Annotated in this window: 25 protein-coding genes; 13 read left to right on the top strand and 12 right to left on the bottom strand. The window is 67.9% G+C overall.

All coding sequences use genetic code 11. From position 1 onward, the window contains the following. The first annotated feature begins 72 nt into the window (after window positions 1-72). The 5 genes from AWC18_RS10455 (at window position 73) to AWC18_RS10435 (ending at window position 3800) form a co-directional block, all read left to right on the top strand. Window positions 73-924 (top strand): class I SAM-dependent methyltransferase, encoded by an 852-nt coding sequence (locus tag AWC18_RS10455; RefSeq protein ID WP_085138650.1) that lies wholly within the window; start codon window positions 73-75, stop codon window positions 922-924. 99 nt (window positions 925-1023) lie between these two features. Then, a complete protein-coding gene (locus AWC18_RS10450; RefSeq protein WP_208858350.1) occupies window positions 1024-1803 on the top strand; it encodes an acyl-CoA thioesterase in 780 nt (259 codons plus the stop codon). 58 nt (window positions 1804-1861) lie between these two features. Continuing rightward, window positions 1862-3133: a DUF4226 domain-containing protein gene (locus tag AWC18_RS10445; protein ID WP_085138648.1), complete on the top strand. Its 1272-nt coding sequence runs from the start codon at window positions 1862-1864 to the stop codon at window positions 3131-3133. 20 nt (window positions 3134-3153) lie between these two features. After that, window positions 3154-3501, top strand: coding sequence for a hypothetical protein (locus tag AWC18_RS10440; RefSeq protein ID WP_085138647.1), 348 nt, complete (start codon window positions 3154-3156; stop codon window positions 3499-3501). After that, a complete protein-coding gene (locus AWC18_RS10435) occupies window positions 3498-3800 on the top strand; it encodes a hypothetical protein (RefSeq protein ID WP_085138646.1) in 303 nt (100 codons plus the stop codon). Before AWC18_RS10440 ends, AWC18_RS10435 begins: the two co-directional genes overlap by 4 nt. Here AWC18_RS10435 and AWC18_RS10430 read toward each other — a convergent pair. Continuing rightward, complete coding sequence (locus AWC18_RS10430; RefSeq protein ID WP_234806485.1) at window positions 3775-4458, bottom strand: hypothetical protein; 684 nt, start codon at window positions 4456-4458, stop codon at window positions 3775-3777. The two genes, AWC18_RS10435 and AWC18_RS10430, sit on opposite strands and share 26 nt — an antisense overlap. 276 nt (window positions 4459-4734) lie before the next feature. Here AWC18_RS10430 and AWC18_RS10425 point away from each other — a divergent pair, with 276 nt between their 5' ends. From AWC18_RS10425 to AWC18_RS10410, 4 genes are all read left to right on the top strand, one after another. After that, window positions 4735-5367, top strand: coding sequence for an ankyrin repeat domain-containing protein (locus AWC18_RS10425; RefSeq protein WP_109560039.1), 633 nt, complete (start codon window positions 4735-4737; stop codon window positions 5365-5367). Between the two features lie 40 nt (window positions 5368-5407). Then, entirely contained in the window at window positions 5408-6283 is an 876-nt protein-coding gene (locus tag AWC18_RS10420) for an oxidoreductase (RefSeq protein ID WP_064999079.1), read from the top strand. A 208-nt stretch (window positions 6284-6491) separates the two neighbouring features. Next, window positions 6492-8855 carry a lysylphosphatidylglycerol synthase transmembrane domain-containing protein gene (locus tag AWC18_RS10415; RefSeq protein WP_085138643.1) on the top strand — a complete coding sequence of 788 codons (2364 nt, stop codon included), beginning with the start codon at window positions 6492-6494 and terminating at the stop codon, window positions 8853-8855. 5 nt (window positions 8856-8860) lie between these two features. Further along, the gene (locus AWC18_RS10410) at window positions 8861-10036 is read left to right on the top strand and encodes an FAD-binding domain (RefSeq protein WP_085138642.1); all 1176 of its coding nucleotides are present in this window, start codon (window positions 8861-8863) and stop codon (window positions 10034-10036) included. A gap of 3 nt (window positions 10037-10039) precedes the next feature. Here the strand turns inward: AWC18_RS10410 and AWC18_RS10405 are convergent, their stop codons facing one another. From AWC18_RS10405 to AWC18_RS10385, 5 genes are all read right to left on the bottom strand, one after another. Then, window positions 10040-11113, bottom strand: coding sequence for a galactokinase (locus AWC18_RS10405; RefSeq protein WP_085138641.1), 1074 nt, complete (start codon window positions 11111-11113; stop codon window positions 10040-10042). Further along, complete coding sequence (gene galT / locus AWC18_RS10400) at window positions 11110-12189, bottom strand: galactose-1-phosphate uridylyltransferase (protein WP_085138640.1); 1080 nt, start codon at window positions 12187-12189, stop codon at window positions 11110-11112. The genes AWC18_RS10405 and galT overlap by 4 nt, the downstream gene beginning before the upstream one ends. Continuing rightward, window positions 12186-12662 carry a DUF309 domain-containing protein gene (locus tag AWC18_RS10395; protein ID WP_064999084.1) on the bottom strand — a complete coding sequence of 159 codons (477 nt, stop codon included), beginning with the start codon at window positions 12660-12662 and terminating at the stop codon, window positions 12186-12188. Before AWC18_RS10395 ends, galT begins: the two co-directional genes overlap by 4 nt. Before the next feature lie 90 nt (window positions 12663-12752). Beyond that, a complete protein-coding gene (locus AWC18_RS10390; protein WP_085138639.1) occupies window positions 12753-13538 on the bottom strand; it encodes a class I SAM-dependent methyltransferase in 786 nt (261 codons plus the stop codon). Between the two features lie 86 nt (window positions 13539-13624). Then, window positions 13625-15223 carry an amidohydrolase gene (locus AWC18_RS10385; protein WP_085138690.1) on the bottom strand — a complete coding sequence of 533 codons (1599 nt, stop codon included), beginning with the start codon at window positions 15221-15223 and terminating at the stop codon, window positions 13625-13627. Window positions 15224-15339: 116 nt separating this feature from the next. Here AWC18_RS10385 and AWC18_RS10380 point away from each other — a divergent pair, with 116 nt between their 5' ends. Further along, window positions 15340-15771 (top strand): pyridoxamine 5'-phosphate oxidase family protein, encoded by a 432-nt coding sequence (locus AWC18_RS10380; protein WP_064999140.1) that lies wholly within the window; start codon window positions 15340-15342, stop codon window positions 15769-15771. 36 nt (window positions 15772-15807) lie between these two features. Here the strand turns inward: AWC18_RS10380 and fadD4 are convergent, their stop codons facing one another. Continuing rightward, window positions 15808-17340, bottom strand: a complete 1533-nt coding sequence (gene fadD4, locus AWC18_RS10375) for a fatty-acid--CoA ligase FadD4 (RefSeq protein WP_064999086.1) — start codon at window positions 17338-17340, stop codon at window positions 15808-15810. Between the two features lie 222 nt (window positions 17341-17562). Between fadD4 and AWC18_RS10370 the strand changes: the two genes are divergently transcribed. Both AWC18_RS10370 and AWC18_RS10365 read left to right on the top strand, forming a co-directional pair. Continuing rightward, on the top strand, window positions 17563-18558 hold the full coding sequence (locus tag AWC18_RS10370; RefSeq protein ID WP_131810680.1) for an alpha/beta hydrolase: 996 nt from the start codon (window positions 17563-17565) through the stop codon (window positions 18556-18558). A gap of 19 nt (window positions 18559-18577) precedes the next feature. Beyond that, window positions 18578-19483 carry an SDR family NAD(P)-dependent oxidoreductase gene (locus AWC18_RS10365; protein WP_082961213.1) on the top strand — a complete coding sequence of 302 codons (906 nt, stop codon included), beginning with the start codon at window positions 18578-18580 and terminating at the stop codon, window positions 19481-19483. 25 nt (window positions 19484-19508) lie between these two features. On the opposite strand, the gene AWC18_RS10360 is transcribed toward AWC18_RS10365, so the two are convergent. The 5 genes from AWC18_RS10360 to AWC18_RS10340 are packed head-to-tail and all read right to left on the bottom strand — an operon-like array spanning window position 19509 to window position 25117. After that, window positions 19509-20531 (bottom strand): spirocyclase AveC family protein, encoded by a 1023-nt coding sequence (locus tag AWC18_RS10360; RefSeq protein WP_085138638.1) that lies wholly within the window; start codon window positions 20529-20531, stop codon window positions 19509-19511. Continuing rightward, on the bottom strand, window positions 20528-21535 hold the full coding sequence (locus tag AWC18_RS10355; protein ID WP_085138637.1) for an LLM class flavin-dependent oxidoreductase: 1008 nt from the start codon (window positions 21533-21535) through the stop codon (window positions 20528-20530). The genes AWC18_RS10360 and AWC18_RS10355 overlap by 4 nt, the downstream gene beginning before the upstream one ends. 10 nt (window positions 21536-21545) lie before the next feature. Further along, complete coding sequence (locus AWC18_RS10350; protein WP_085138636.1) at window positions 21546-22400, bottom strand: mycofactocin-coupled SDR family oxidoreductase; 855 nt, start codon at window positions 22398-22400, stop codon at window positions 21546-21548. 21 nt (window positions 22401-22421) lie between these two features. Beyond that, complete coding sequence (locus tag AWC18_RS10345) at window positions 22422-23993, bottom strand: class I adenylate-forming enzyme family protein (RefSeq protein WP_234806484.1); 1572 nt, start codon at window positions 23991-23993, stop codon at window positions 22422-22424. Beyond that, the gene (locus tag AWC18_RS10340) at window positions 23972-25117 is read right to left on the bottom strand and encodes a thiolase family protein (protein ID WP_064999090.1); all 1146 of its coding nucleotides are present in this window, start codon (window positions 25115-25117) and stop codon (window positions 23972-23974) included. Before AWC18_RS10340 ends, AWC18_RS10345 begins: the two co-directional genes overlap by 22 nt. 46 nt (window positions 25118-25163) lie before the next feature. Here AWC18_RS10340 and AWC18_RS10335 point away from each other — a divergent pair, with 46 nt between their 5' ends. Beyond that, a complete protein-coding gene (locus tag AWC18_RS10335) occupies window positions 25164-25577 on the top strand; it encodes a Zn-ribbon domain-containing OB-fold protein (RefSeq protein WP_064999091.1) in 414 nt (137 codons plus the stop codon). Window position 25578 lies beyond the last annotated feature (1 nt).

Here is a 25578-nt window from a genome sequence, read left to right as displayed (position 1 = left end):
TTCACCGTTGACCTACCTGAACATCATGGGCCGCGCGCCATCCACCCGGATTTCGGCCCCTACCCTGAGGGCATGGCGAACGAGGAACAGCAGCAGGCGTGGGCGGCCCAGGGCGTCGACTGGGTGGACAACGCAGCGATCTTCGAGGCGGTGCTGGCGCCGTTCGCGGACGCGGTCATGCAGGCCGCCGACATCGGCGCAGGCGAGCGGGTGCTCGACATCGGCTGCGGCTCGGGCACGTTGCTGCAGCGCGCCGCGGCCCTGGGCGCCGTCCCGTTCGGTGTGGACATCTCCGAGCCGATGGCGCAGGCGGCGCGCCGGCGGGTTCCCGAGGCCACCGTCAGTCTGGGCGACGCCCAGACCCTGGACCTGCGCGCATTCGCCGGCGGGGCAGCGTTCGACCGGGTCATCTCCCGGTTCGGGGTGATGTTCTTCGACGATCCGGTGGCCGCGTTCAGCAACATCCGTCGCGCGGCGACCGCCGGCTCCCGGTTGGCGTTCGTGTGCTGGCGCGAGGGCGACAATCCGATGTTCACCGCGGGCGTCGATGTCCTGGCCGCCAAACTGGAGTCACCCCCGCCGCCGCTGGATCCCACGGCACCGGGTCCGCTGGCCTTCGGTGATCCCGAGCGCGTGCGCACCGTCTTGACCGACGCCGGCTGGACCGACATCGCGGTGGAAGCGTTCGACGGGATGTGCAACTTCGGGATCGGCGGCAGCGACGGCGTCGAGGAACGGCTGACGTTGATCCTGGCCAACCGCACCGGCCAGCAGGCCCGCGCCGAACTGGAGCCCAGGCTGGGTGCCGACGGCTGGGCGCAGGTGGTCGAGGAGCTGCGTGCGGAGCTGCGCCGGCAGCGGGTCAACGGTGTGGTGCAGTTCCCGGGCCGCACCTGGGTGGTCACCGCGACCAATCCGGGCTGAGCATGCGGCGGGTGTTCCCCGCGCCCGCGATAGCGTGATTGGGAACGCTCCGATCACCGCCCAAGGACCCTAGTGACAGCACACCCCTTCGACCGCGCCATGCAGCTCGAGACCGTCGACGCCGAGACCTTTCGTGGCGTGACCCACCCGGAGTGGGCCAACATGGTCGGGCCGTTCGGCGGGATCACCGCGGCGGTCTTGCTGCGCGCCGTGCAATCCCATCCCGAGCGCATCGGCGACCCGCTGGCGCTGACCGTCAACTTCGCCGCACCGATCGCCGACGGCGAGTTCGACATTTCACTGCGCGCCGTCCGAACCAACCGCAGCAACCAGCACTGGGTGCTTGAACTGCGCCAAGGCGACGAGGTCAAGACCACCGCCAGCGCGTTGTTCGGGCTGCACCGCGACACCTGGGCCGACGACGAAAGCCACCCGCCGAGTGTCCCCGCCCCCGAGGATGTCGCCCCGGGCAGATTCGTCGATGCCATCGTCTGGGCCAAGCGCTACGACATGCGCTTCACCGACGGCCCGGTCCCCACCGAAGCCGTAGCGCCCAGCGCCTCGTCGACCACCACACTGTGGGTGCGCGACGCCGAGGACCGCCCGCTCGACTTCGCGGCGTTGGCGTGCCTGTCTGACGTGTTCTTCCCTCGGGTGTTCTTACGCAGCGGCCGCTTCCTGCCGGCCGGCACCATCTCCCTGACCACCTACTTTCACGCCGATCAAGCCGAGATCGATGCGATCGGAAGCGATTTCCTGCTGGCCAGCGCGCACGCGAATCGGTTTTCGCGCGGATACTTCGATCAGAGTGCGCACCTGTGGTCGAGGGCGGGCGCGCTGCTGGCCAGCACGCATCAGCTGGTCTATTTCAAGGACTGACCCCGAGCCGGCTTCGGGTGAATACCGGGATCGCCGTCGCTGAACTAGCGTCGCCGGTATGCCCGAGGAACTCGGCGCCCACGCCGACACCGCCCGAGCACGCGAGGGTGCCCTGGCGCTGCGGCTGCAGCAGTCGGTCCTGGCCGACCGGGCTTTCCTCGCGACGGTCCACGGTGCCACCCAGGTGGCCCTGCAGGGCCGTAGGCGTCTGGACGGCATTGAGGCCGAGATCCGCGCAGCGTTGGCCCACCATCGTGCACTGGCACTGGACACTCCCGCCGGAGCCCGCCAGTTCCAGCGCTTCCTGCGCGCCAAGGCCCTCGACATTCACCAGGTGATCGCCGACACCGTCGCCGACAGTCAGGCGCGGGCACGGGCGACACAAGCTCTCGGTGGCGGTTATGCGGTCGAGGACCGGCCGAGTATTCAGGCCGTCGACCACACCATCAAACGTGCCCCGGCCACCGAAGACGAGCGGCGGCGCAATCAGGTCGAGGCCTTCCGGACAGTATTCGGCCGCGAGCCAGTGTCGGCATCGGATTGGACCACCGCCGCCGCACTCGACGCACACACCTACAACCCCACGTTCGACGGCGCGCAGTCCGAAGTTCGGGTGGTCAAGATCGATCCGGTGGCCGGGCAGGGTGTGGTGCGCTCGTCGCAGTGGATCGAGCAGCCATGGGTGCATCGCATCCTGTCACGTGATGCGGGCAACGGCCGAGGCGCAGCGAAGGACTTCGACCCCGAAGACACCAAGGTCACCACCTACATCGACTACGACAACGGCATCGTGGTGATGCGCCAGAATCCCTCCGTCGAGCTCAATCCCGACGGCTCGGTACGCCAGGTGAAAGTCGGTGTCCCCCAAGGCAGCGTGGCCCAGGCCGCGGACGGATCGGTGCGAATCAAATACGACGCCGGCAACCCGTTGGCACCGGGCGCCCTCACCGATAAGCACGGACCGCTGGGCGACCATCGCCTCAGCGTCAACGGCGATCTGGTGTTCACCCCCGGCCCAGACGGTGTCCACGTCGACGGCACGCGATCCGACTACCCCTCACTGGAGGTGTACCAGGACCTGCCCGGCGGCGCACAGACCGTGTTGATCGACCCCGCGCAGTCCGGCCGCAGCCATGCCCCGATGTTGAATCTGCCGTTCCACCATGACATCGGCGTCGGCGGCAAGGCGTTCGCGCCGTTCGATCACGGCGGTTCCTGGAATCCGCGCTTCGACGTCCGAACCCCCATCCCCGCCACCGACTTCGGTCCGACCACCGGTCCGCCGTCGGCGTCGTCGGCTCCGGGCAGGCCGGGCGGTGTCCCCGCATGAGTATCGAGAGGAGCTGGTAAATGGCTGGCGGATTACGGAGCCGTCTGCGCGACAGCAGTCCGGACCTCTGGCGGACCGCCACGTGGGCGGCACCACTGATGGTCCAGGGTGTGTTCGCAGTGGCGGTGGGCTTCGCTTGGCTCTTGAGCCGCTTTCCGATCAACAGTGATGTCGGACGTTCCCTCGTGATCGCGGTCGCCACCACTGCAGCGACTGTCGTATCGCTGCTGATCGGCGTGAAGCTGCAGCGCGCTGATTCACCGCGCCGGCGCGGCCAGGGATTGGCTCTCGGAGGAGCCGGTCTGGCAGCGGCCGCCGTCGGCTGGTCCTACGCCCTGTCCTACCTGCTGCTGCTGGGCGCCCCATGAGCGCCCCGACTGCCGAAAACCGCTACAGTCAGCGCAGTTTCCACGCCGCGCTGGCGACCATAGCGATCGTCGAGACCGCGTCGTGGCTGATGACTCCCTATTGGATCGCCCAGCTGTACCTGTTGGGAATCGCGACCCTGATCGTGGTGCCGACCGGGTTCTTCATGTGGCAGACCGGCGGCGTCAAAACCGCTCAGGTGGGCCTGGGCATGCTCATCGGCTATCTGGCGACGCCACTGACCGTGGCGCTGGTCGTCATCCCACCGCTGGTGTTCACCCTGCTACTGCATCCGGCGTGAAGTCACCGGGCCGCCGCGGACCGTCGTACTTGCCGTTGAGCAGCCGCGACACCGTGCCCGGCTTCCAGGGGCGGCCGGTCGGCGTGCGCTGCCCGGATGAGTTGAGCACCCGCGCCGTGGCCGCCTGGGTGACACCGCATCCGTCAACCAGCCAGCGCACGTAGCGCTCCAGTTGCTGCTTGCGTTCCGGCCACGGCAGCGCGGGCGGGGGAAGGGCCGGAGGCCCCGGATGCCGGCTTCCCCTGGTGGCATCGGTGGGGATGCGCCGCACCACCTGGGGACCGCGGTTCGCGGTCAGCGCCTGCTCGATCTGGCGGCTCAGGCTCTCTGCGCCTTCGGCGGCCAGCGCCGCCTGATCAAGGTCGTCGACGGCTTGGACTTCGCGGCGCAGGGCGAAGTCGATCTCGTTCATCCCGCCATCGGTGGGCGCTGAGAACAGCTCCCGCGTCAACCGCAGGTTCAGGCCGTGCCGTTGCAGCACCAGGCTCATCCGCCGCAGGTGCTGCTCGCGGATGAAGTCCGGGCCGGGAAACGGCACCCAGACATCCATCCGGCCGGCGATCGCGCGGCCCAGTGCGATCACCACCGCATTGACTTCCGTCAAGTCATCGGTGCCGCCGGCCTCGCCCTCCTCGAAGCCGAACGCGTCGATAACCATGCAGTGCTGCCGGGAGGCATCGGTGGCCAGATCCGCGCGGTGCTCAACAGTCTCGCGGTCCCCCAGGAGGAGAACACGCGTGACAACCGACGGTCTATCCGATGAGTCCGGCATTGATGCCTCCCGCTGGTGGCGCCCCGCGTTGGTGGCGCTGGAAGAACAAATTTATCGACGGGCACCGACAACCTGTGCCGCTCACACTCGCCCGGCGGCAGTTGTCAGACCGCCTCGCTACGGTTCCGCAGCATGGACGAACCCCCTTTATCGTGGCCCGGCGTGCTGGAACCTTCACTGCTTCCGGAGGAGGACATCGCGGCCGGGCACAAATTGGCCGACGCGGCCGAGGCCGGCGACTGGCCGGCGTTGTTCGATCTGCTCGATGCCGCCCCGGCGCTCAGCGCCAACCAGTGGCGGCCCGGTAGCCCCGAGTGGACCACCCCGCTGCACCTGGCCGCCCGACATGACGCCCCTGCGAATGTCATTGCGGCGCTGGTCGAACGGGGCGCGCTGCGTTCGCTGCGCGACGCTCGGGGCTGGACGGCCCGCGACGTGGCAGTCGAAAAGCAGCACCCGATGTCGTTGATCAGCCTGCTCACCCCGCCGCCGTCGCCGCTGTCGAGCGAACGGGTTCGCGCTCTGGACGCCAACCTGGAATGGGTGATCGACGGCAGCATTCGGGCCACACAGATCTTTATCGACCACCGGGATCGCGACCTGCGCCGGGTGCTGCGCTATCCCCCGGTGGCGGTGCTGCATGAGGCACCCGGCCGGTCGGTGCAGCTGGTGATTCCGGGTATGCCCAACGGAATTCGGGTCACATTGCGTGACGACTACCTGGAGGTGACAGCGGCCGGGCGGGTGCACGTGATCACGCACCGGGGTGCGGTAGCCGTCAGCGAACACGCCTGACGGCGTCGGCTGAGCGCGGCCGGCAGGTACGGTGACCGGCATGTCTTTCAGAATCACGGACACTCCCGATCAGTCCGGCCGCACCTTCGTGGTGACCGGCGCCAACGGCGGTCTGGGTGAGGTGGTCACCCGCACCCTGGCCGCCAAGGGTGCCGGCGTGGTGATGGCCTGCCGTAACACCGCCAAGGCCCAGGAGATCGCCGACACCATTGACGGTGACGTCCGGGTGGCGGAGCTGGACCTGGGCAGCCTGGCCTCGGTGCGCGAGTTCGCCGAGAAGCAGGGCAGCTTCGACGTGCTGGTCAACAACGCCGGAATCATGAACATCCCGAAGCGGCGCACCGTGGACGGGTTCGAGGCGCAGTTCGGGACCAACCATTTGGGCCACTTCGCGCTGACCGGCCTGCTGCTGGACCGGATCAGCGACCGGGTGGTGACGGTGTCGAGCATTGCGCATAAGCAGACACCGAAGTTCTGGGTCGACGACCTCAACTATGAGCACCGGCCCTATCAGCGCAACCTGGCCTACGCGCAGTCCAAGCTGGCCAACCTGATGTTCGCCCGCGAGTTGCAGCGGCGCCTGGTCGCCGCCGGCTCGCCGCTGCGGTCCTATGGCGTGCACCCCGGGGTGTCGAACACCTTCTTGTTCGACAATGACAAGACCATCGTCGGTTTGGTCGCCAAGTTCGGGGTGCCGCTGGTCGGCCAGCCGCCGGAGCGCGGCGCCGAGGCGATCCTGTTGGCCGCCACCGTGCCCGACGCCGACCCGGACGTCTACTGGGGGCCCACGAAGCTGAACCAGTCTCGCGGCCCGGTGGGACCATGCCCGTCGAACAAGCTGTCGAAGGATCTCCGGCTGTGGCTGCGGTTGTGGGAAGAGTCGGAGAAGATGACCGGGGTCACCTACCCGCTCTGATCCCCTCGGATCGCCCCCGCCGAACGGTCGTCACCGCTGGCCGAGCATCGCCCAGGCCGATCCCGGGCGGTGACGGGTGTGACGCATGGGACTCGCTCGGCCCGACGCGGCCTCCAGGTCGCCGACAAACCGCGCTGATACCGCAGCTCACCGGTTAAGTTGTGGCGAGCCGCCACGCGATGCGGCATGAGACGGACCGAAAGAGATCATGCGAGTTGAGGGGCGCGACGTCGCCGTCACCGGCAACCTGCTGCAGCCGCTGACCCGACGCACCAACGACATCCTGCGCCTGGCGCTGGCCGCACTCTTCCTCGCGACCGTCATCACCAGCTCGCTGGTCACCCGCTACGAATGGGTGGCACTGGAGCGGTCGGTATCCCAGATCATCGGGGTGCTCTCCCCCGTGCACGCCAACCTGGTCTACCTCGCCTACGGCATCGCGATCCTGGTGCTGCCGTTCGCGATTCTGATCGGTCTGGTGGTCTCCAAGCAGTGGAAGCTGCTCGGCGCCTATGCGGTGGCCGGACTGCTCGCCGTCGTGTCGCTGTCGATCCGCAGCACCGGCATGGCGGCTCCGAACTGGCATTTCGACCTCTCCGATCGGCTGGCCACCACGCTGGCGCAGTTCCTCGACGACCCGCGCTGGATCGCCATGCTCGCCGCAATGCTGACCGTCTCGGGTCCCTGGCTGCCGGCCCGCTGGCGGCGCTGGTGGTGGGCGCTGCTGCTGGCCTTCGTACCGATCCACCTGGTGGTCAGCGCGATCGTCCCGGCCCGCTCCCTGCTCGGGCTGGCCGTCGGATGGTTCGTCGGGGCCCTGGTGATCCTGATCGTCGGCACACCTGCACTGGAGGTGCCGCTGGAGGGCACCGTCCGCACCCTGGCCCGCCGGCGTCACACCGTCTCCGAGCTCGCCGTCATCCGGCCGGCCGGCCCCGGCCCCCTGGTGTTGTCCACCGTCGACGACCACCCGGTGACCATCGAGTTGTACAGCCCCAACCAGCGCAGCGGGGGTGCGCTGCGGCAGCTCTGGCGGAAATTCCGGTTGCGCACCACCGAGACCGCACCGCTGCACGCCTCGCTGCACCGCGCCGTGGAGCATCGTGCATTGATGGCGATCTCCATCGGGGAGGCCGGGCTCGCCAACACCGAGACCGTGGCGGTCGCCTCCCTCGACCGGGGTTGGACCCTGTACGCCCACACCCCGCCCCGCGGCACGCCGATCGCCGACTGCACCACCACCCCGGTGGCCAAGCCCTGGGAATCCCTGCGGCGCCTTCACGATCAGCAGATCTCGCACGGCGACCTGCGCAGCAAGGAGATGACCGTCGTCGACGGCCAAGTGCTGTTCGGCGGTTTCGGCAATGCCGAGTACGGCGCCACCGACACCCAGCTGCAGTCCGATATCGCCCAGTTGCTGGTGACGACGTCCTCGTTGTATGGCGCGCCCGCCGCGGTGGAGGCGGCACTGGAGTACTTCGGCCGCAACGCGGTGTTGACCGCCTCGCGACGGCTCACCAAGTCCGCGGTGCCCGCCCGCCTTCGCAAAGCAGTGCCCGACGTCGGCACCGTGATCGCCGCCGCCCGCGAGGAGGTCAAACGTCAGACCGGTACCGATCAGATCCAGACCAAGACCATCACCCGGTTCACCCGCAGTCAGCTGATCCAGCTGGTCCTGCTGGTTGCCCTGGTGTATGTCGCCTATCCCTTCATCAGCCAGGTGCCCACCTTCTTCTCCCAGCTGCGGCAGGCGAACTGGTGGTGGGCGTTGGTCGGGCTGATCGTCTCGTCGCTGACCTACGTCGGCGCCGCGGGCGCTCTGTGGGCGTGCGCCAGCGGGCTGGTCCGCTTTCGCAATCTGGCGATCATGCAGGTGGCCAACACCTTTGCGGCCACCACCACACCGGCCGGTGTCGGTGGCCTGGCGCTGAGCACCCGGTTCCTGCAGAAGGGCGGCCTGAGCACCCTGCGGGCGACCGCCGCGGTCGCACTACAGCAGTCGGTGCAGGTGATCGTGCACGTGATCCTGCTGGTCATCTTCACCACAGCCGCGGGTGCCTCAGCGGACCTGTCGCACTTCGTACCCAGTGCGACCATGCTGTATCTGATCGCCGGTGTGGCACTCGGGTTGGCCGGCATCGTGGTGCTGGTACCTAATCTGCGCCGGTGGTTGACCACGGCGCTGCGGCCACGCCTCAAGGAAGTCACCGCAGACCTGGTGGAGCTGGCCCGCGAACCCCAGCGGCTGGCCTTGATCGTGTTGGGCGCAGCCGGTACCACGTTGGGTGCCGCGCTGGCACTATGGGCAAGTGTGGAGGCCTTCGGCGGCGACACGTCATTTGTCACCGTCACCGTGGTGACGATGGTCGGCGGCACCCTGGCCTCCGCCGCACCGACCCCCGGCGGGGTGGGCGCCGTGGAGGCCGCCCTGATCGGTGGGCTGGCCGCGTTCGGTGTTCCCGCCGCGCTGGCCGTCCCGTCGGTGCTGCTCTACCGGGTACTGACCTGCTGGCTTCCGGTGTTCGTCGGCTGGCCGGTGATGAGATGGCTGACTAAAAACGACATGATCTGAGCGAGATGCGGATTGCGATCAGCGGTGCGGGCGTCGCAGGGACGGCGCTGGCGTACTGGCTGCAGCGCACCGGCCACACCCCGACAGTGATCGAACGCGCGCCGGCCTTTCGCTCCGGCGGTTACATGATCGACTTCTGGGGCGTCGGCTACACGGTCGCGGGGCGGATGGGCCTTGAGGAGCAGATCCTCGACAAGGGCTACCAGATCGAGTCCGTCCGATCCGTCGGGGCCGACGGCCGTGTGCTGGCCGCGTTGGACGCCAGCGTCTTTCGGCATCTGATCGGCGACGATTTCACCAGCCTGCCGCGCGGCGACCTGGCCGCCACCATTCACGCCACCATCGCCGAGCACGTCGAGATGATCTACGGCGACAGCATCACCGCGATCGACCAAGACGCCAACGGTGTGCGCCTGAGTTTCAGCCACGCCGAGCCGCGAGAATTCGACCTGGTGATCGGCGCCGACGGGCTGCATTCCAACGTGCGACGGTTGGTGTTCGGCCCGGACGCCGACTTCGAGCACTACCTCGGCTGCAAGGTGGCCGCCGCCGTCGTCGAGGGCTACCGCCCGCGGGACGACCTGGCGTACATGACGTATGCGGTACCCGAGCGCCAGGTGTCCCGGGTCGCGCTGCGCGAAGACCGCACTCTGGCATTGTTCGTGTTCCGCGACACCTCGCCCGACGTTTCCGATCCGAATGCCCAGTTGCGCAACCGGTTCGCCGATGCCGGCTGGGAGTGCCCGCAACTGTTGGCCGCTGCGCTGGACCGGGACAGGCGATCTGATGACCTGTATTTCGATGTGGTCAGTCAGGTGCGGATGAACCACTGGTCGCGGGGCCGCGTGTTGTTGATCGGCGACGCCGCCGGGTGCATCTCGCTGCTCGGGGGCGAAGGCACCGGCCTGGCGATCACCGAGGCCTACATACTGGCCGGGGAACTGCAACGCGCCGGCGGCGACCACCGCCGTGCGTTCGACGCCTACGAAGCACGACTACGCCCGTTGATCGAGTCCAAACAGTCCAACGCGACACAGCTGCTCGGATTCTTCGCCACCCGAACACGTTTCGGCCTGTGGTTCCGCAACATCGCGATCCGGGCGATGAACCTGCGGCTGCTGACGAACCTGTTCGCCGGCGCCGTGCGCGATGATTTCGACCTGCCCGACTACGGAATCTGAGGGCTATCCCGCCCCCGCCGCGGCATATACCCGGCTCACGTCCGGTTCGGGGTATCCGGCAGCGGTGACCGCGGCACGCACCGCATCGCCCACCTTCACCGTGAGCGCCGCGGGCACCAACGCGATCACACAGCCGCCGAACCCGCCTCCGGTCATCCGGGCACCGAGCGCACCGGCGGCCACCGCACTCTCGGCGATCAGGTCGATGTTCTCGGTGGTGATCTCGAAGTCGTCACGCATCGAGGTATGCGACGCGTTGAACAGCGCTCCGGCCGCGGCGAAGTCCAGCTCGGCGCACGCCGCAACGAAATCCAGCACCCGCTCGTTCTCGGTCAGCACGTGCCGAGCCCGCCGGGCATCGACCGGGTCGGTCACCGCATCCAGCGCCGCAACACTGCCGACCTCCCGCAGCGAGGAGACCCCCAAGGCGGCGGCGGCCCGCTCACACGAAGCCCGCCGGGCGGCGTACTCACCGTCGACGTGGCCGTGCCGTTGCCCGGAGTCGAGCAGCAGCAGACTCACCCCGGAGGCGTCGGGGTCGAACGCCACCGGGTGCACAGTGACATCCCGGAAGTCGATGAGCAGCGCGTGCGACACCTCACCGAACAGCGATGCCAATTGATCCAGCAGCCCCGTCGGCGCACCGACGTAGTCGTTCTCGGCGCGCTGGCCGATCCGGGCCTGCTCGATCCGATCGATGTGCAGACCGGCCGCTGAAGCCAGGGCGCCCAGGACTGCGCATTCCAGCGCCGCCGACGACGACAGGCCCGAGCCGATCGGCACGTCGCTGCGGATATCCATGGTTCCACCGGGGACCGGAAAACCCCTGTCGCGCAGCGCCCAGATCACCCCGGCCGCATACGCCCCCCAGCCGGTGATCTGCCCCGGCGTGGTGTCCAGCGGGATGCTCACCGGTTCATCGGCGCGGTCGCTGAGCACGGTGAGTGTGTCGGTCTCGGCCGGGGTGTAGATGACGCTGGTGCGTTGCGGCAACGCGATGGGCAGCGCGTAACCGCCGTTGTAGTCGGTGTGTTCGCCGATCAGGTTGACCCGGCCCGGGGCGGAGTAGGTGATCACAGCTCACGCAGCCTAGCCGCCACGGACTCCGGGGTGACGTCGGCGATGAACGCGTCCATCGCTGACTCGGAGGCCGCCAGATACTTCAATTTGGTGGCGCTGCGTCTGATCGACATCAGCTCGACGTGGAAATAGCCGTCGGCCTGCACGCCGTCGCCGCGGTACTGATGCAGCGCGGCCATATAGGGCAGCGGCGCGTCGTAGAGACGGTCGAAGCGGCCCAACAGGTTTCGATAGAGGGCGGTGAAATCCTCGAGCTCGTCGTCGGTCAGGTCGGTCAGGTTGTGCACCCACCGGTTCGGATACAGATGGACCTCCACCGGCCAGCGCGCGGCGAACGGCACGAACGCGGTGCAGTGTGCGCTCCGAGCCACGACGCGAGTACCCTCGGCGCGCTCCGCCGCCAGCAGATCGGCAAACAGATTGGTGCCGTGCGCTACTCGATGCGCACGAGCTTGAGCCAGCATGGCGGCGGTGCGCGGGGTCAGGTAGGGGTAGCCGTAGATCTGGCCGTGCGGGTGGGCCAGCGTCACCCCGATCTCCTCGCCGCGGTTTTCGAAGCAGAACACCTGCTCGACGCCCGGACGGGCCAACAGATCTGCGGTGCGGTGCCGCCATGCCTGCACCACCAGCAGCGCGTGTGCCGCCGGCAGGTCGGCGAACGAACCGGTGTGGTCGGCGGAGAAGCAGATCACCTCGCAACGGCCACTGCCCGGAGTAGCAACGAACTCCGCACCGTCCGACGGTGCGGCGAGCGCAGCGGCTCCGGCCAGACTGGGGAATCGGTTCTCGAACACCACCACGTCGTAGTCGGCCGCCGGCACCTCGCTGGTCTGTCCGCTCGGTCCCGGGCACAGCGGGCAGGCTTCGGCGGGGGGCTTATAGGTGCGGTCCTGGCGCTGGGCGGCGATGATCACCCACTGGCCGGTGGTGCGGTCGAAGCGCAGCTGCGACGGCTCGGGGTCACGCGGGGACAGCGGCCGGCGATCGGGCACCGGTACCGGGGTGCGGCCGGGCAGGGCGAAGAACAGCAGGTCGCGGCCGTCGGCAAGCGTCCAGCGGATCGGGGCGCTCACGCGACCAGCCGCGGGTGCAGCCGCTGCGGGCCGATCTCGGCGCCGGACGCCAGGTCGTCGGCCAGCCGCGCGGCGAAGTCCAGCAGGCCGGCGAGATCGATCCCGTACGGGGCGGGGGGCCGCACCGTCTCCAGATGTTCGGCGCCGCGGCGCAACAGACTGACTGCACCGGCGACGTTGCCACGCTGGACGTGGGTGACGCCGACGGCCAGCTGTGCCAAGCCCTGCCACAGTTCCCGCTCGGCGGCGGGCCGATGCTTCCAGGCGGCTTCCAGCACCTCGTGGGCGTTGAACGCCAGGCCGTCATCCAATAACAGCTGCGCGTAGGCGAGCATCTGGGCCGGCGGCAGGTCGAGGTCGTCGGGAACACCTTCGACCCCGCCCTGGCTGCCGCGGGGCAGCGGGCGGCCCAGCCGGTCACGCGGGCGGGCGTTACGGGGGCGGCCCGAATCGTCGCGGTCGCGGGTTGTCACCTGTCCATCATGCCGCGAGCCGGAATCCGGCGACGCTCCCACGGTGTGTCGCGTCGCTGGATTCCGGCTCGGCGGGTCGGCCCGGGAAACCTAGGCGGGCTTGGCGGCAATCACCTCGATCGCGGCCATGTTCTTGCGGTGGCGGCGGAACGTCGCGCGCATGTTGAGCACCCGGGCCCGCGCGTCGGCATCGCGCAGCACGTTGAACACGAAGCGCAGCGCCCCGAACAGACCCTCGTCGGCGATCAACCGGTGTGGCTCCAACAGCGCCATCGGCGCGTAGCCCACCTTCTCCACCTCGAAGCCGGCCTCGGTGAGCAGTTCGGTCCACTCCGCGGCCGTCAGCGGCCGGGCGTTGACCTTGATCGAGCGGGCCAGGGCGGTGCGGACCTCATCCTTGACGGCCTCCGGCACATCGGCGGGCTGCAGCATCATTTCGTGGATGGCATAGCGGCCGCCCGGCCGCAGCACCCGGAAGGCCTCGCGCATGATCTCGGACTTGTGGGCATTGGTCTGCATGGTCAGCATTGCCTCGCCGATGACCACGTCGACGCTGTCATCGGCCAGCCCGGTCTCCGATGCCTGGCCGGTGACCACCCGTCCCTTGTCGCCCACCACCGAGCGGACGACACCGGCAGCATGGTCGTCGGCCTCGACGCCGGTGTAGGTGCCGGGGGTGTGCGCCAGGATGTCGCGTGCGGTGCGGCCCATGCCGGGCGCCAGTTCGACGACGTCGGCGCCCGCGATGTTCGCGTCGGCGAGCATCCGGTGCGTCAGCCCGAGCCCACCCGGCCGGAGGACACGTTTGCCGAGGCGGGCGAAGAGCCAGTGTCCGGGAAGGTCAGCGGTCTTGCGGTCCGGCATCGGAAGTGTCATGCGATGGAGGTTAGCCTAACCAGCTTTGGCTTCACCAGAGGACTTTAGACCCCAAAGCTCCTTTAAATAGCCCCGGCGCTGCACGCTCAGAACACTTGGCGACCCGCCAGGAAGGTGGCGCGTACGTCAAGATCGGCGATCGCCTCTGGGGCCACGGTCCGCGGATCCGCGGAGAGCACCACCAGATCGGCGTACTTGCCCACCTCAAGTGAGCCGGTCACCTCATCGGCGAACAGCTGCCAGGCCGCGTCGAGGGTTTGCGCCCGGATCGCCTGCTCGACGGTGAGCCGTTCTTCCGGGGCCAGGATCCGCCCACTGGGTGCGCGCCGGGTGGCGGCCACGCTGATGTTGCGCAACGGTTCTTCGGGGGTGACCGGCGCGTCGTTGTGCAGTGAGATGCGCATGCCCGCTGCGATGGCGGACGCCGCCGGCATCCAGTGTGATCCGCGGTCCTCCCCGAACAGTCCGTCGACCAGAACATCACCCCAGTAGTGGAGGTGGTCGATGAACAGACTGCAGGTGACGCCCAGGGCGGTGGCCCGCCGCAACTGCTCGGGGCGGATGGCGCCGACGTGTTCGAGGCGCAGTCGGTGATCGGGGCGCGGGTGCCGACGCAGGACGTGCTCGTAGACGTCGAGGATGGTGTCGACGCCGTTGTCGCCGTGCACGTGACAGGCCATCTGCCAGCCCTGCGGGAAGTACGCCTCGACGATCTCGGTCAGTTGTTCACCGGTGTAGTTGGCGTGCCCACATGATCCGGGCTCAACGCCGATGACCCGGGTGGCGTCGGTGTCCAGGTACGGGAAGGACAGGTCGATGTTGCCGATCCACGGCGAGCCGTCCACCCAGATCTTGATCCCGACCTGGCGCAGCATGTCGTCGCCGTTTTCCGGTGATGCGTCCGTGTGCAGCGCCGCGTTGGAGATCTCATAGGTGCGCAGTCGCAGCGTCAACTCGTCATGCAATGCCTGCACCAGCGGCCGGAACTGGGGCGCGAAGGCCATCTCCGAAATCGTCGTCAGCCCGGCCCGGTTGAGCCGGGCGCATTCGGCACGCAGCATCGCCGGGGCGTCGCCGGGCAACATCGCCTCACCCAGCAGCGGAATGAGTGCGGCGGTCTCTTCCGCGGTGCCGTCCAGTTCGCCGGCGGCATCGCGACCGTATTTCGCCCCAGCTGGGTCGGGGGTGTCGCGGCTCAGGCCGGCGGCTCGGCCGGCCGCGCTGTTGAAGTACGCCTTGTGGCCCGAGTTGTGCACGATCACCAGCGGGGCGTCCGGGGAGACGCTGTCCAGCCAGGCCAACGTGGGTTCGGGCAGGCCCGGCTGCAGCAACTGGTCCCAGCCGATCGCGTAGGCCCCCTCGGCGCCCCGGGCGGCCACCTCTTTGCGGACCAGATCCACCACCGCGGCTGCGTCGGTCACGGTGACCGGGCGGATGTCGACCATCCGGCCCGACAACACGACCGACTCCATCAGCGGATGCCCGTGGGCCTCGATGAAGCCGGGCAGTACGCAGCCCTCGCCGATGTCGAACACCCGGGTGTCGGCGCCGATGAACGCGTCCATGTCCGTACGGTCGCCGACCGCGACGATGCGCCCGTCGGTGACCGCCAGTGCCTCGGCGGTCGGTTGCGCGTCGTTGACCGTGAGTACCGTGCCGGTGACGACGAGATCCGCTGCGGGCATTGGGGGCTCCTTCTCGGCAGGTACCGCCGGAGTGTAAGCCTCGGCGGCCACCCGCACGGGGATCATCTGAGGAGAACCGGCGGAATAGCCCGGTGCCGATCGCCGTTCGTGGCAGTATGCCCAAACCCTTTACCGAAACCGAACGTCAGCAGTTTCTCGCCGACAAGCACGTCGGGGTGTTGTCGGTGGCCGCCAACGACGGCCGACCGCCGGCCAGCGTCCCGATCTGGTACCACTACACCCCCGGCGGCGACATTCTGGTCAACACCGGCGCCGGCCGGCGCAAGGCCCGCCTCGTCGAAGAGGCCGGTGCGGTGACCCTGGTGGTGCAACGCGAAGAACTGCCCTATCAATACGTGATCGTGGAAGGCACCGTGGTCGATGCGGCCACCCCGGCCCCACTTCCCCAGCGTGAGGCCATCGCGATCCGCTACCTGGGCGAAGAGGGCGGCCGGGCCATTGCCGCCAATATGGACGGTGCGTCCAGCGTGCTGTTCACCATCCGGCCCGACCGCTGGCTGACCGCCGACTACTCCGGCGACCTGTAGGCGCTGGGCTTTTGACGCGTCCGACGGGTTGTCACGTCAGCCGGTCGCGGCCGCTCCGTAGCGCTGCGCCAACTCGACCTTGCGCATTTTTCCGGCCTCGGTGCGGGGCAGCACGTCCTCGAAGGAGATCGATCGCGGGCACTTGTAGTGCGCCAGCCGCTCGCGCACCCAGGCCAGCAACTCCTGCGCGAACTCGTCGACGGCATCCGCCGGATCCACACATTGCACAACGGCTTTGACCGACTGCCCCATCGCCGGGTCGGGGATACCGAAGACCGCGGCGTCGAGCACTCGCGGGTGGCTGATCAGCAGGTTCTCGGCCTCCTGCGGGTAGATGTTGACGCCGCCGGAGATGATCACGTGATGCCGGCGGTCGGTCAGATACAGATAGCCGTCTTCGTCGAGATAGCCGACGTCGCCGACGCTGACCCAGCCCCGCTCGTTACGTGAGGCGGCGGTCTTGGCAACGTCGTTGAGATAGGAGAACGGCAGGCCCCCCTCGAAGTAGATCTCGCCGTGCTCACCGGCCGGCAACTCTGTGCCGTCCTCACCGAGGATGTGGACCACCCCGCCCATCGGCCGGCCCACGGAGCCCGGATGCGACAGCCACTCCTGCGCCCGGATGTAGGAGGCTCCGGCACCTTCGGAGGATCCGTAGAACTCGTCGATGATCGGTCCCCACCAGTCGATCATCTGCCTCTTGATCTCCGGCGGGCACGGCGCCGCGGCATGCACCACCCGGCGCAGGCTGGACACGTCGTAACTGGCACGCACCGAGGCCGGGAGTTTGAGCATCCGGACGAACATCGTCGGTACGAACTGCGCGTGCGTGACGCGGTAGCGCTCGATGGCCTCCAACGCCTCTCGGGCATCGAACTTCTCCAGCATGACCACGGTCCCGCCGAGCGCCTGGACCGACATCGACCAGAACGACGGCGCGGTGTGATAAAGCGGGGCCGGGCTCAGATACACCGACTGCCCGTCGATTCCGGCAGCGGCCAGCAACGGCGCCAGCAACACCCCGGCCTGCCGCGGTGACGTGTGCGGCAGCTCTCGGCGGATTCCCTTGGGCCTGCCCGTGGTTCCCGACGAGTACTGCAGCAGATCCCCCTCCACCTCGTCCGCGATCGGGTGAACCGGCTGTCCAGCGACGCACTCCGGGTACGACTGCCAACCGTCGAGGACTCCGTCAGCCAGTATCCGCAGCGCGGGTAACCCGCCGGGTAGGTGCGAACCCAGCGCAGCGCATAGGTGCTGCGTGCCCGCGGATCCGATTATTGCTCTGGCGCCGCAGTTTTCAATGATGTAGGCCGCTTCGGGTGCGGTCAGCTGGGTGCTGACGGTCGCGTAGTACAGGCCGCAGCGACGCGCGGCCCACAGCACGGCGTGCATGTGCTGGTTGTTTTCCATCAGCACCGCGACGGTGTCGCCTTCGCGCAGGCCCGCCGCCCGGAAGTGATGAGCCAGCCGGTTCGCCCGGGCCTCGAGCTCGGCAAAGGTGAGCCGGACACCGCTCGGGTGCACGATCAACGCGGTGCGCCCGGAAACCGCCCACTCCCGAATCTGCATGATCAGTGCGTCGCCGGCAGCGGCTGCGACGACGGGCGTGCCCCGGGCTTGAACGCCATGAAACCTCCCAATAGGATACTGATCTATTTAATATAAGGGGCAAGGTAAGGCAAGGAAGACCGCGTTCCGCCGAATCCGCCGCACCCGTGTAGCTTGAGCTCGATTGTTCTCGCGCAACGGGTCGAGGCACCCGCGCGGAGCCGTCTGTTAAGGAGCACCGCTGTGACGCCTAGCCGCTCAGGTGAATTGGCCATCTCGTTCGTTGCGGGAAGAAGCCCCCGCTCCCGGGCCGTGTCCGGTGCCGCCGCTGCACTGGCGAAGCCGGCGGTCTATGTCGGCGGCCACCTGCTCGATCTGCCGTGGCCCTTCGCCCTTGCCGAACTCGTCGCCAAGCGTCTCCCCTCGTTGCCCGGGGTCACCGTCGAGCCGGTACGGGTGGGCGAAACGTACGCCGAGATCATCCAGCCGGACGGCGGTCCCCGGTCGCCCCACATCATGCTGTATCTACACGGCGGCGCGTTCTACGTCGGCGGGCCGAACACCCATCGCCGGGCGGTTTCTCACCTGGTCCGTGAGACCGGGCAAGCCGCCCTGCTGGTCGACTACCGGCAGGGTCCCCGATTTCCGGTCAGCAGTTCGGTACACGACTGCGCAACAGCATTCGAGTGGCTGCTCAACCGCGGCTACCGTTCCACCGATATCAGCATCGTCGGTGACTCCGCGGGTGGCTTCCTGTCCGTCGCCACCGCGCTCACCGCACGACAGCGCAACCTCGGCAGTCCGGCCGGGTTGGTCTGCTGGTCACCGGGTCTTGATTTCACACCGACACCGCACCGGCGCGGCCGGCACCGGGACGCGCTGATCGGCCGGCGCGCCTATAACGCGTTGTGCCGCAGCCTCGCACGAGTTGAATTGAAAGCCGGCGGCACTGACGGGATCGGGGCCACCACCAGCCTGCTGTGCGCCGACCTCGCCGGCCTGCCTCCCACCCTCATCCAGGTGGGGTCGCGGGAGTTCGTCGCAGCCGACGCCATCGACTTCGCGCACCGACTGGCCGGCAACGGTGTCCGAACCACTCTCGAGCTGTGGGAACGCCAGATCCACGTCTTCCCGGTCCTGGCCGACATCATCCCCGAAGGCATGGCAGCCCTGCGGCGCGCGTCGGCCTATCTCAACGACCTGCATGCGGCCGCTCCCGGTACCCAACCGGCCGCCTGATCAAAGGATTTCACCCGCCATGGCACCCAGTCCGTTGCGCACCGCGATGCGCTATTCGATCAACGCCCTGACCAAGCCGGTACGGGTTCCCCGAGTGGGCATCCCGTCGCTGGCCGACCGCGTCGCCGGGCGGGTCGTCTTCATCACCGGCGCGTCGAGCGGTATCGGCAGGCGGCTGGCCCAGCGGGTCGCGGGGGCGGGCGCAACCGCCGTCGTCACCGCCCGCCGAGCCGACGAACTCGACCGCCTGGTCCGCGAGATCGAGGCCACCGGCGGTACGGCCCACGCGGTGGTCGGCGACCTGTCCAGCGAGGAGGGCATCAACGAGGTCGCCCAGGCCGTGCTCGATCGGTTCGGTGCCCCCGACATCTTCGTGAGCAACGCCGGCAGATCGATCATGCGCTCAGTCGCGGAGTCCGAACATCGACTCCACGACTACGAGCGCACCATGCGCCTGAACTACCTGGCCGGTGTGGGTTTGACGCTGCGGTTTCTTCCCGGAATGCGCAGCCGCCGAAGCGGTCACGTGGTGCACAGTTCCTCGGTCGGGGTGTTGTCGAACCTGCCGACCTTCTCGGCGTACATCGGATCCAAGGCGGCGCTGGACGCCTTCTTCGGGGTGGCCGCGATCGAGAGCCTGCGCGACGGGGTGCGATTCACCAACGTGCACCTGCCGTTGGTGGACACCGAGATGATCGCTCCCACCGATTGGAGCGGCTTCGCATCGCTGACCGTCGATGAGGGGACCGACATGCTGATCGACGCCATCCGGCGCCGGCCGCGAGCGGTGAACAATCCGTTGGGCTCGATGTACCTGGCGGCACATGCGGTTGCCCCGGATACCCTGCGCCTGTTGCAGAACACCATGTTCCACGAGATCGGAGTGGGCCAGACGGGTGATCGGGCCGGATCCGAGAAGGCCTAGACAGCACCGCGGGCGCAGACGCCGGTCACGGCAGGGGCGGGCATGGCGGGTTGGGGCCCAGGCCACACATGTCGTGGTGCAGGTAACTCGGAATCGGCTCCGCCGGTTGGGTGTCGGCGTGCTGGTTGACCAAGTTGAAGCCCAGCATGAAGACCATCATGATCACGTTGAACACCGCGGTCAGCGCCAGGATGCGGACCACCGGAACCAGCCGCTTGTTGCGCACCTTCTCGATCCCGGTATCGGTGAGCATCTTGCCGTCCTGGTCCCGGAAGCAGTAGATGGCAATGGACAGTCCGCTGACGATGCCGCCGAAGACAACCCCCTCGTACAACGGGAACTGATACAGGGTGCCGGGGAAGATCGCCCACGTAGCGTCCACCCGCAGGTAGTTCCACAGGCCGACCCGATGGAAATACTGCTCCAGCACGATGTCCAGCACGGTGAACAGCACCAGCATCACCGCCAGCACGCCGGCCCTGTTCAGCCGGGGCGCCGCGGTGCGGATGCGGGCGATCAGCTTGTCGATTCCCATGATCGCCAACGGAGTCAGCACGATGTAGCTGGCCAGGAAGTAGATCAGCGGCTGCGGGTTCTCCGCACCCTTGCTGACCCACCCGGGAATGAATTCGCCCCACGTTCCCCTGTTGAAGAATCCGCTGTTGTAGGCGAACACCGGTCTCGTCGCGTTGACGCCGGGGTCCTGCCAGGCCGCCAGCAGCCATGCCACCACGAACACCCCGACCGGCGGGAGCTCGCGATCGGCGCGCATTTTGCGCACGATCCACCAGGCCAGCGCGATACCTGCCAGCACACAACCGATCTCCCAGAACCGGATCCAGAACATCGCTGAGCCCGGTATCGGATCGGGTCCGGCAGGAGTGGGGGCGAACTTGTCCGAGAAGATCCAGCGCAGGTAGACGTAGAGCTGAACCACCACGAACACCGCACCGAGCCGCGCCAGCCAGACGACAGGCGGTGACTCCTTGGCACCGGTCCAGAGCTTGTTCAGCGCCTCACCTTCGGCGGTGGCAGAACCTGCGGTCATGTCAGAACCACTCCATTCTCGGCGAATGCCTCGATCACCTGTGTTCGGTAGTGCTGTCGGCGCCGTGGACTGATGAGAAATCCTGGCGGTGAGAAGAATCCGATGTCGGGCAGCCGTCGCCGGGCCGCCAACATCTCGCGGGCCTGTGCACGATCGCCGCACACCGCTATCGCCCACAACATGTCATCGCTGACGTGTTTTCCCAGTTCGCGGGCGTTGCCAGTGGCGAACTCGGCGCGGATGGCGGCGACTTCGTCCTGCCAGCCGTGCAGCGCCACCAGCGAGTCGTATGTCCTGACCGTGAGCTCGAAGGCGATCTGGCGTTTGGCGTCGTCGATCGCGCGCTGCGGGTCGTCGTCGTCGATCGCCGTGGTGATCCAGCCCCAGCGCCTGAGCCCGGCGGGGTCACGGCCGTGCCGCGCGGCACCGATCTCGAGCTGCGGATTGACCACCTCGGCCCACCACCGATCGGTGAACAGGGGGTGTCCGAGCACTCCGTCGGCGACACTGCCGGCGGTGCGGATCATGTGGACGTTGAAGGCGCCCAGGAGAATCGGCACCTCGATGGGGCCCATGACCGGTGCCCTGATGTGGGTGTTCAACGAATAGAAGTCGCCGTCGAACACGATCTTCTGATCGTTTTCGGCCTGTAGGAAGCCCCGGATGCAGGTGACGAGCTCGGCCATCCGGCGGGCGGGATGACTCGAGTCGACACCCAACCAGTCCCGGTTCATCCGGGCGGTTCCCGATCCCAGCCCCAAGAAGATCCGGCCCGGCGCGATTCGGTTCAGGTGCCGCACCGACGAGGCGTGTACGAACGGTGACCGGGCGAACGCGTAGGCGATACCCGGCCCCGTCCTGGCCGTGGTGGTGCAACGGGCCATCTCCGCGGCCGTCACGTAGGAACTGGCGTCGGCGAATTCGCCGGCACAGAACGCGACAGCACCCGCCTCCTCGCACTTCTTCGCGAGATCAGCACCGGGCCAGGGCATTCCCCACTGCATTGTGGACTCTTTAGAACTTCAGGCTGGCGCCGGCATCCACCTTGAGCTGAACACCGGTGACGTACCGGGACTCGTCGGAGGCCAGATAGGTCACGGCGTGCGAGATGTCCTCGGGCTCGACATAGGGAATGGGCATGCCCTGCATCATCGGGAAGGTCAGCAATGCGTCATCCACTCCCGGGTGTTCCAGGTCCGGCCGGAACATCTTGTACATCCCCTCGTTGTGCAGCATGGGGGTGTTGACGTTGGTGGGATGTATCACGTTGGCCCGAATGGACAACGGCGACAGCTGGGCGGCCAGCGCCAGGGTGTACTTGTCGATGAACTGTTTGGCCAGGTTGTAGCCCGCACCTCCGGCGCCCTGCGGTCCCATGGCCGAGCCGGGTCCGGCCTTCTCCGCCAACAGCCCTGCCACCGAACCCACGGTCACGATCGACGCTCCTGCCGAAAGATAGGGCAGTGCAGCGTGAACGGTGTTGATCACCCCGACGAAGTCGACGTCGAAGGCGTTCGCAAAGGCACCGATCGGCTGGTTGAGGCCCAGCGGACAGATACCGGCGTTCGCCACGACGACATCGAGCTTGCCCAGCTCGGCGACCGCCGCGGCCAGCGCCGTCTCCAGCGCAGCCCGGTCGCGGACGTCGACGGCGGCCGCGGTCACCCGGTGTCCGGATTTCTCGACCTCCCGCGACGCCTCTTCCAGGTCTTCGGGGCGTGCCAGCGCGTACTCGTTGTGTTCGATGTCGGCGCAGATATCGAACAGAATGATGTCGGCTCCTTCCTCGGCCAACCGCACGGCGTGCCGCCGGCCCTGACCGCGCGCTCCGCCGGTCACCAGTACGACCTTGCCGTCAACTCTGCCCATCTCGGTCTTCCTTCCGCCTGGCTATTTCAGTTGATTTCGAAGAACGTGCTTTTGAACTTTTCCGCTCGCGGTGCGCGGCAGTTCAGAGACCACCACGATGCGCTCCGGAGTCTTTTGGCGCGCCAGCCCGCACTCCGCGAAATGTGCTCCGGCGTCGGCGAGGTCGAAGGTGCAGCCGTCGTTGACGACCACGAACGCGCAGACCCGCTCCCCGTAGGTCTCGTCTGGGGCGCCGATCGCAGCGGCCTCGGCGATCGCCGGATGCGCGCCGAGCACATCCTCGACCTCTTTGGATGAGATGTTCTCGCCGCCTCGGACAATGATGTCCTTTTTGCGGTCGGTGATGGTGAGATAGCCGTCGCCATCCATCCGGCCGACGTCGCCGGTGCGGAACCAGCCATCCACCAGGCTGGCCCGGGTGTGCTCGGAGTTGGTGTAGCCGGCGAATATTTCGGGCCCGCGCGTCAGGATCTCACCGGGCTGCCCGACCGGGACATCGCGCCCCTCGTCGTCGACGATCCGGACCTGCGTGCCCGGGCATATCCGGCCGTCGGTGTCGGCCCGCTTGTCGAGCGGATCTTCGGGGCGCCCCGAGCTGACCGTCGGATGCTCTGATGACCCGTAGCAGCGGAACGCGCCGATGCCGAACCGGTCGGCGCGCCGTATCAACGTGCCGGCCACCCCCGCGGCGCCCGTGGTGTATTCGCGCAGACTGGACAGGTCCAGCCCGTCCCGTTCGGCGATGTCCAGTAGCCCGCTCAGGTGAATGGGCGCGCCGCCGGAGCATCCGACCGCATGCCGGTCGATGAGCGCAGCCGCCCGCTCGGGATTCCAGGCGTCCATCGCAATGGTCGTGCTGCCCCGGCACAACATCCGAAGAATGCCAAGGGTGCCGGCGATGTGTCCGGACGGAAAGACCGACAGGGTGGTGAGATCGGGCCCCGACGAGCGCATCTGGTCCAACGATGCCACCTCACCCAACAGGCTGGCATGGGTGTGCTGGACGCCCTTGGGCTCCGCGGTGGTGCCGGAGGTGTACACCAGCAGACACCGCTGGTGGGGATCGTCACCGGCGACCGGGGTGAAACCCGGCGCGGGGGCCTCGGCAAGATCGCGGTAGGAAACGGTCCCCGGGAGCGCCTTGCCGACCACAATGCGGTGGTCCAACCCCGAGACGTCATCGAGCGCGGCCAGCGTCGCGCCGGCGTCACGGTTGCGCGTCTCGCGCGCGAGAATCAGCGCCCGCGCACCGGATTGCCGGGTGATGAAGGCGACTTCGGCGGGGCCGTAGATCGGCACGACGGGCAGCGCGACCGCCCCCGCCAGCCAGATCCCTGCATGCGCGGTGAAGCATTCCCGCCAGTTCGGCAACTGGATGGCCACCACATCGCCGGGCCTGATACCCAGTGCCACCAGCGATGCGGCTACCCGACGACTTTCCTCGTAGAGGTCACCGATCGTGCCGGTATAGGGATTGACATCACTGTGCACCTGCACTTCGGTATCCGCGTACTGCGTTGCGGTACGCACGATCTCGCCGGGTATTCCGGCCAGGGTTTCGGCGGCCCGGGTCAGCATGACAGCAGCACACATCCGGCGATGGGGCCGCCACCGGCCGAGACCACCGCCACTTCGGGCCGTTTCGCCAGGGCTGTCGGGCCGGCGCATCCTCGCAGCTGTTGGCACGCCTCATGCAGCACCCAGTAGCCGTGCATCCGCCCGGCGGACAGCTGCCCCCCATAGGTGTTCAGCGGCAGCTCGCCGTCGGGCGCGATGCGCTTGCCGCCCTCGACAAACGGGCCCGCCTCGCCGAGCCCACAGAAGCCCAGCGCTTCCAGCCAGGCCAGCGTCAGATAACTGAATCCGTCGTAGAGCTCGGCAAGGTCGACGTCGGCCGGCGTGAGCGCCGTCTTCGACCACATCTCGGCGGCGGCGTCAGTGGCGGCCATCTGCGGATAGTCGGCGCGGCTGAACCACCCGCCCGTCCCGGGCGATCCGCCGGTGGCTTCGATGGTGACCGCACCATGGGGGGCATCACGACGATGTCCGGCGACCGAGATCACCAGGGCGATGGATCCGTCGACCGGGACGTCACAGTCCAGCAGGCCGAACGGGGTAGAGACGGGCCTGGCGTTGAGGTAGTCGTCCATGGTGATCGGGTCGCGGTAGACCGCCAGGGGGTTGCGGGCCGCGTTGCGGCGCGCGTTGATCGCCACCCAGCCGAGGTGTTCTTTGGTGGTCCCATACAGTTCCATGTGCCGCCGGCAGTGCAGCGCCAGCCAATTGGCTGCCGAATAGGCATGCGCCGCAAGCAGGTAGCCGACGTCGGACAGTGCCGCGGGCACCTCGGCGCCCTCCTTGGGCGCCTGCGCGGTGCCGCCGATCATCTGCACCGTGCGATAGACCAGGACGTGGCGGCACCGCCCGGCGACGACAGCCTCCGCAGCCTGCACCACCGGGGTGAGCAGGCCCTGCGGTCCGAATGCCGGGCCGAAGTGCCCGGGATCAGCGATGCCCAACAGCGCGGCCGCTTCAGCCGCCGGGGTGTCCCCGAGAGTGACAACCCCGTCGATATCAGCGGGGGTCAGGCCCGCGTCGGCAATGGCCGCCGCGCAGGCCTGGACGGTCAGGTCGGCGGCGGGGATCCCGGTCCGGCGCCCGATGGCCGAAATGCCCGTACCGGAGATCACCGGAGCGGGTCCGGCGGCTGCGCCCATTCAAATTCCTCCGTCGCAATGTCATAAATGAGTGTACTATTGAACAATGTCGACCGTGCCCGCTTTCGCGCCTCGGATTCTGCCCAGGATCGACGATCACAACCGTGGCTTCTGGACCGGCGGAGCAAGCGGGCAGTTGCATATGGCGCGGTGCGAATCGTGTCGGCACTACGTCCACCCGCCCCGGGGAAACTGCGTGGACTGCGGAGAGCCGTTGAGCTTCAGCGCCGTCTCCGGGGAAGCCTTCCTCTACAGCTACACCGTCGCGCAGCAGCAGTTTCATCCCTCGGTGCCAACGCCTTTCGTCATTGCGCTGGTCGAGCTCGTCGAACAGCCGGGCCTGCGTTTGGTCACCAATCTCGTCGACTACGACCTGGACTCGTTGAGCTGCGGGATGGCACTGGAGGTTCGTTTCGAGCAGCACGGCGACGCATACGTGCCGGTGTTCGCCCCGGCGTGAA

This window comes from Mycolicibacter nonchromogenicus (assembly GCF_002101775.1).
GTDB classification, from domain to species: Bacteria; Actinomycetota; Actinomycetes; order Mycobacteriales; family Mycobacteriaceae; genus Mycobacterium; species Mycobacterium nonchromogenicum.
The sequence above is the reverse complement of the archived record's forward strand: the minus strand, read 5'-3'. Positions and strand labels throughout refer to the sequence as shown.

Excerpts from the sequence above, each read along its gene's own strand:
- AWC18_RS10445 (WP_085138648.1), top strand. The coding sequence starts at position 1,862 with ATGCCCGAGGAACTCGGCGCCCACGCCGACACCGCCCGAGCACGCGAG.
- AWC18_RS10345 (WP_234806484.1), bottom strand. The coding sequence starts at position 23,993 with ATGTGTGCTGCTGTCATGCTGACCCGGGCCGCCGAAACCCTGGCCGGA.
- AWC18_RS10350 (WP_085138636.1), bottom strand. The coding sequence starts at position 22,400 with ATGGGCAGAGTTGACGGCAAGGTCGTACTGGTGACCGGCGGAGCGCGC.
- AWC18_RS10340 (WP_064999090.1), bottom strand. The coding sequence starts at position 25,117 with ATGGGCGCAGCCGCCGGACCCGCTCCGGTGATCTCCGGTACGGGCATT.
- AWC18_RS10390 (WP_085138639.1), bottom strand. The coding sequence starts at position 13,538 with ATGACACTTCCGATGCCGGACCGCAAGACCGCTGACCTTCCCGGACAC.
- AWC18_RS10360 (WP_085138638.1), bottom strand. The coding sequence starts at position 20,531 with ATGACCGCAGGTTCTGCCACCGCCGAAGGTGAGGCGCTGAACAAGCTC.
- AWC18_RS10435 (WP_085138646.1), top strand. The coding sequence starts at position 3,498 with ATGAGCGCCCCGACTGCCGAAAACCGCTACAGTCAGCGCAGTTTCCAC.
- AWC18_RS10415 (WP_085138643.1), top strand. The coding sequence starts at position 6,492 with ATGCGAGTTGAGGGGCGCGACGTCGCCGTCACCGGCAACCTGCTGCAG.
- fadD4 (WP_064999086.1), bottom strand. The coding sequence starts at position 17,340 with ATGCAGATTCGGGAGTGGGCGGTTTCCGGGCGCACCGCGTTGATCGTG.
- AWC18_RS10450 (WP_208858350.1), top strand. The coding sequence starts at position 1,024 with ATGCAGCTCGAGACCGTCGACGCCGAGACCTTTCGTGGCGTGACCCAC.
- AWC18_RS10430 (WP_234806485.1), bottom strand. The coding sequence starts at position 4,458 with ATGGTTATCGACGCGTTCGGCTTCGAGGAGGGCGAGGCCGGCGGCACC.
- AWC18_RS10410 (WP_085138642.1), top strand. The coding sequence starts at position 8,861 with ATGCGGATTGCGATCAGCGGTGCGGGCGTCGCAGGGACGGCGCTGGCG.
- AWC18_RS10420 (WP_064999079.1), top strand. The coding sequence starts at position 5,408 with ATGTCTTTCAGAATCACGGACACTCCCGATCAGTCCGGCCGCACCTTC.
- AWC18_RS10380 (WP_064999140.1), top strand. The coding sequence starts at position 15,340 with ATGCCCAAACCCTTTACCGAAACCGAACGTCAGCAGTTTCTCGCCGAC.
- AWC18_RS10455 (WP_085138650.1), top strand. The coding sequence starts at position 73 with ATGGCGAACGAGGAACAGCAGCAGGCGTGGGCGGCCCAGGGCGTCGAC.
- AWC18_RS10335 (WP_064999091.1), top strand. The coding sequence starts at position 25,164 with ATGTCGACCGTGCCCGCTTTCGCGCCTCGGATTCTGCCCAGGATCGAC.
- AWC18_RS10365 (WP_082961213.1), top strand. The coding sequence starts at position 18,578 with ATGGCACCCAGTCCGTTGCGCACCGCGATGCGCTATTCGATCAACGCC.
- AWC18_RS10355 (WP_085138637.1), bottom strand. The coding sequence starts at position 21,535 with ATGCAGTGGGGAATGCCCTGGCCCGGTGCTGATCTCGCGAAGAAGTGC.
- AWC18_RS10385 (WP_085138690.1), bottom strand. The coding sequence starts at position 15,223 with ATGCCCGCAGCGGATCTCGTCGTCACCGGCACGGTACTCACGGTCAAC.
- AWC18_RS10440 (WP_085138647.1), top strand. The coding sequence starts at position 3,154 with ATGGCTGGCGGATTACGGAGCCGTCTGCGCGACAGCAGTCCGGACCTC.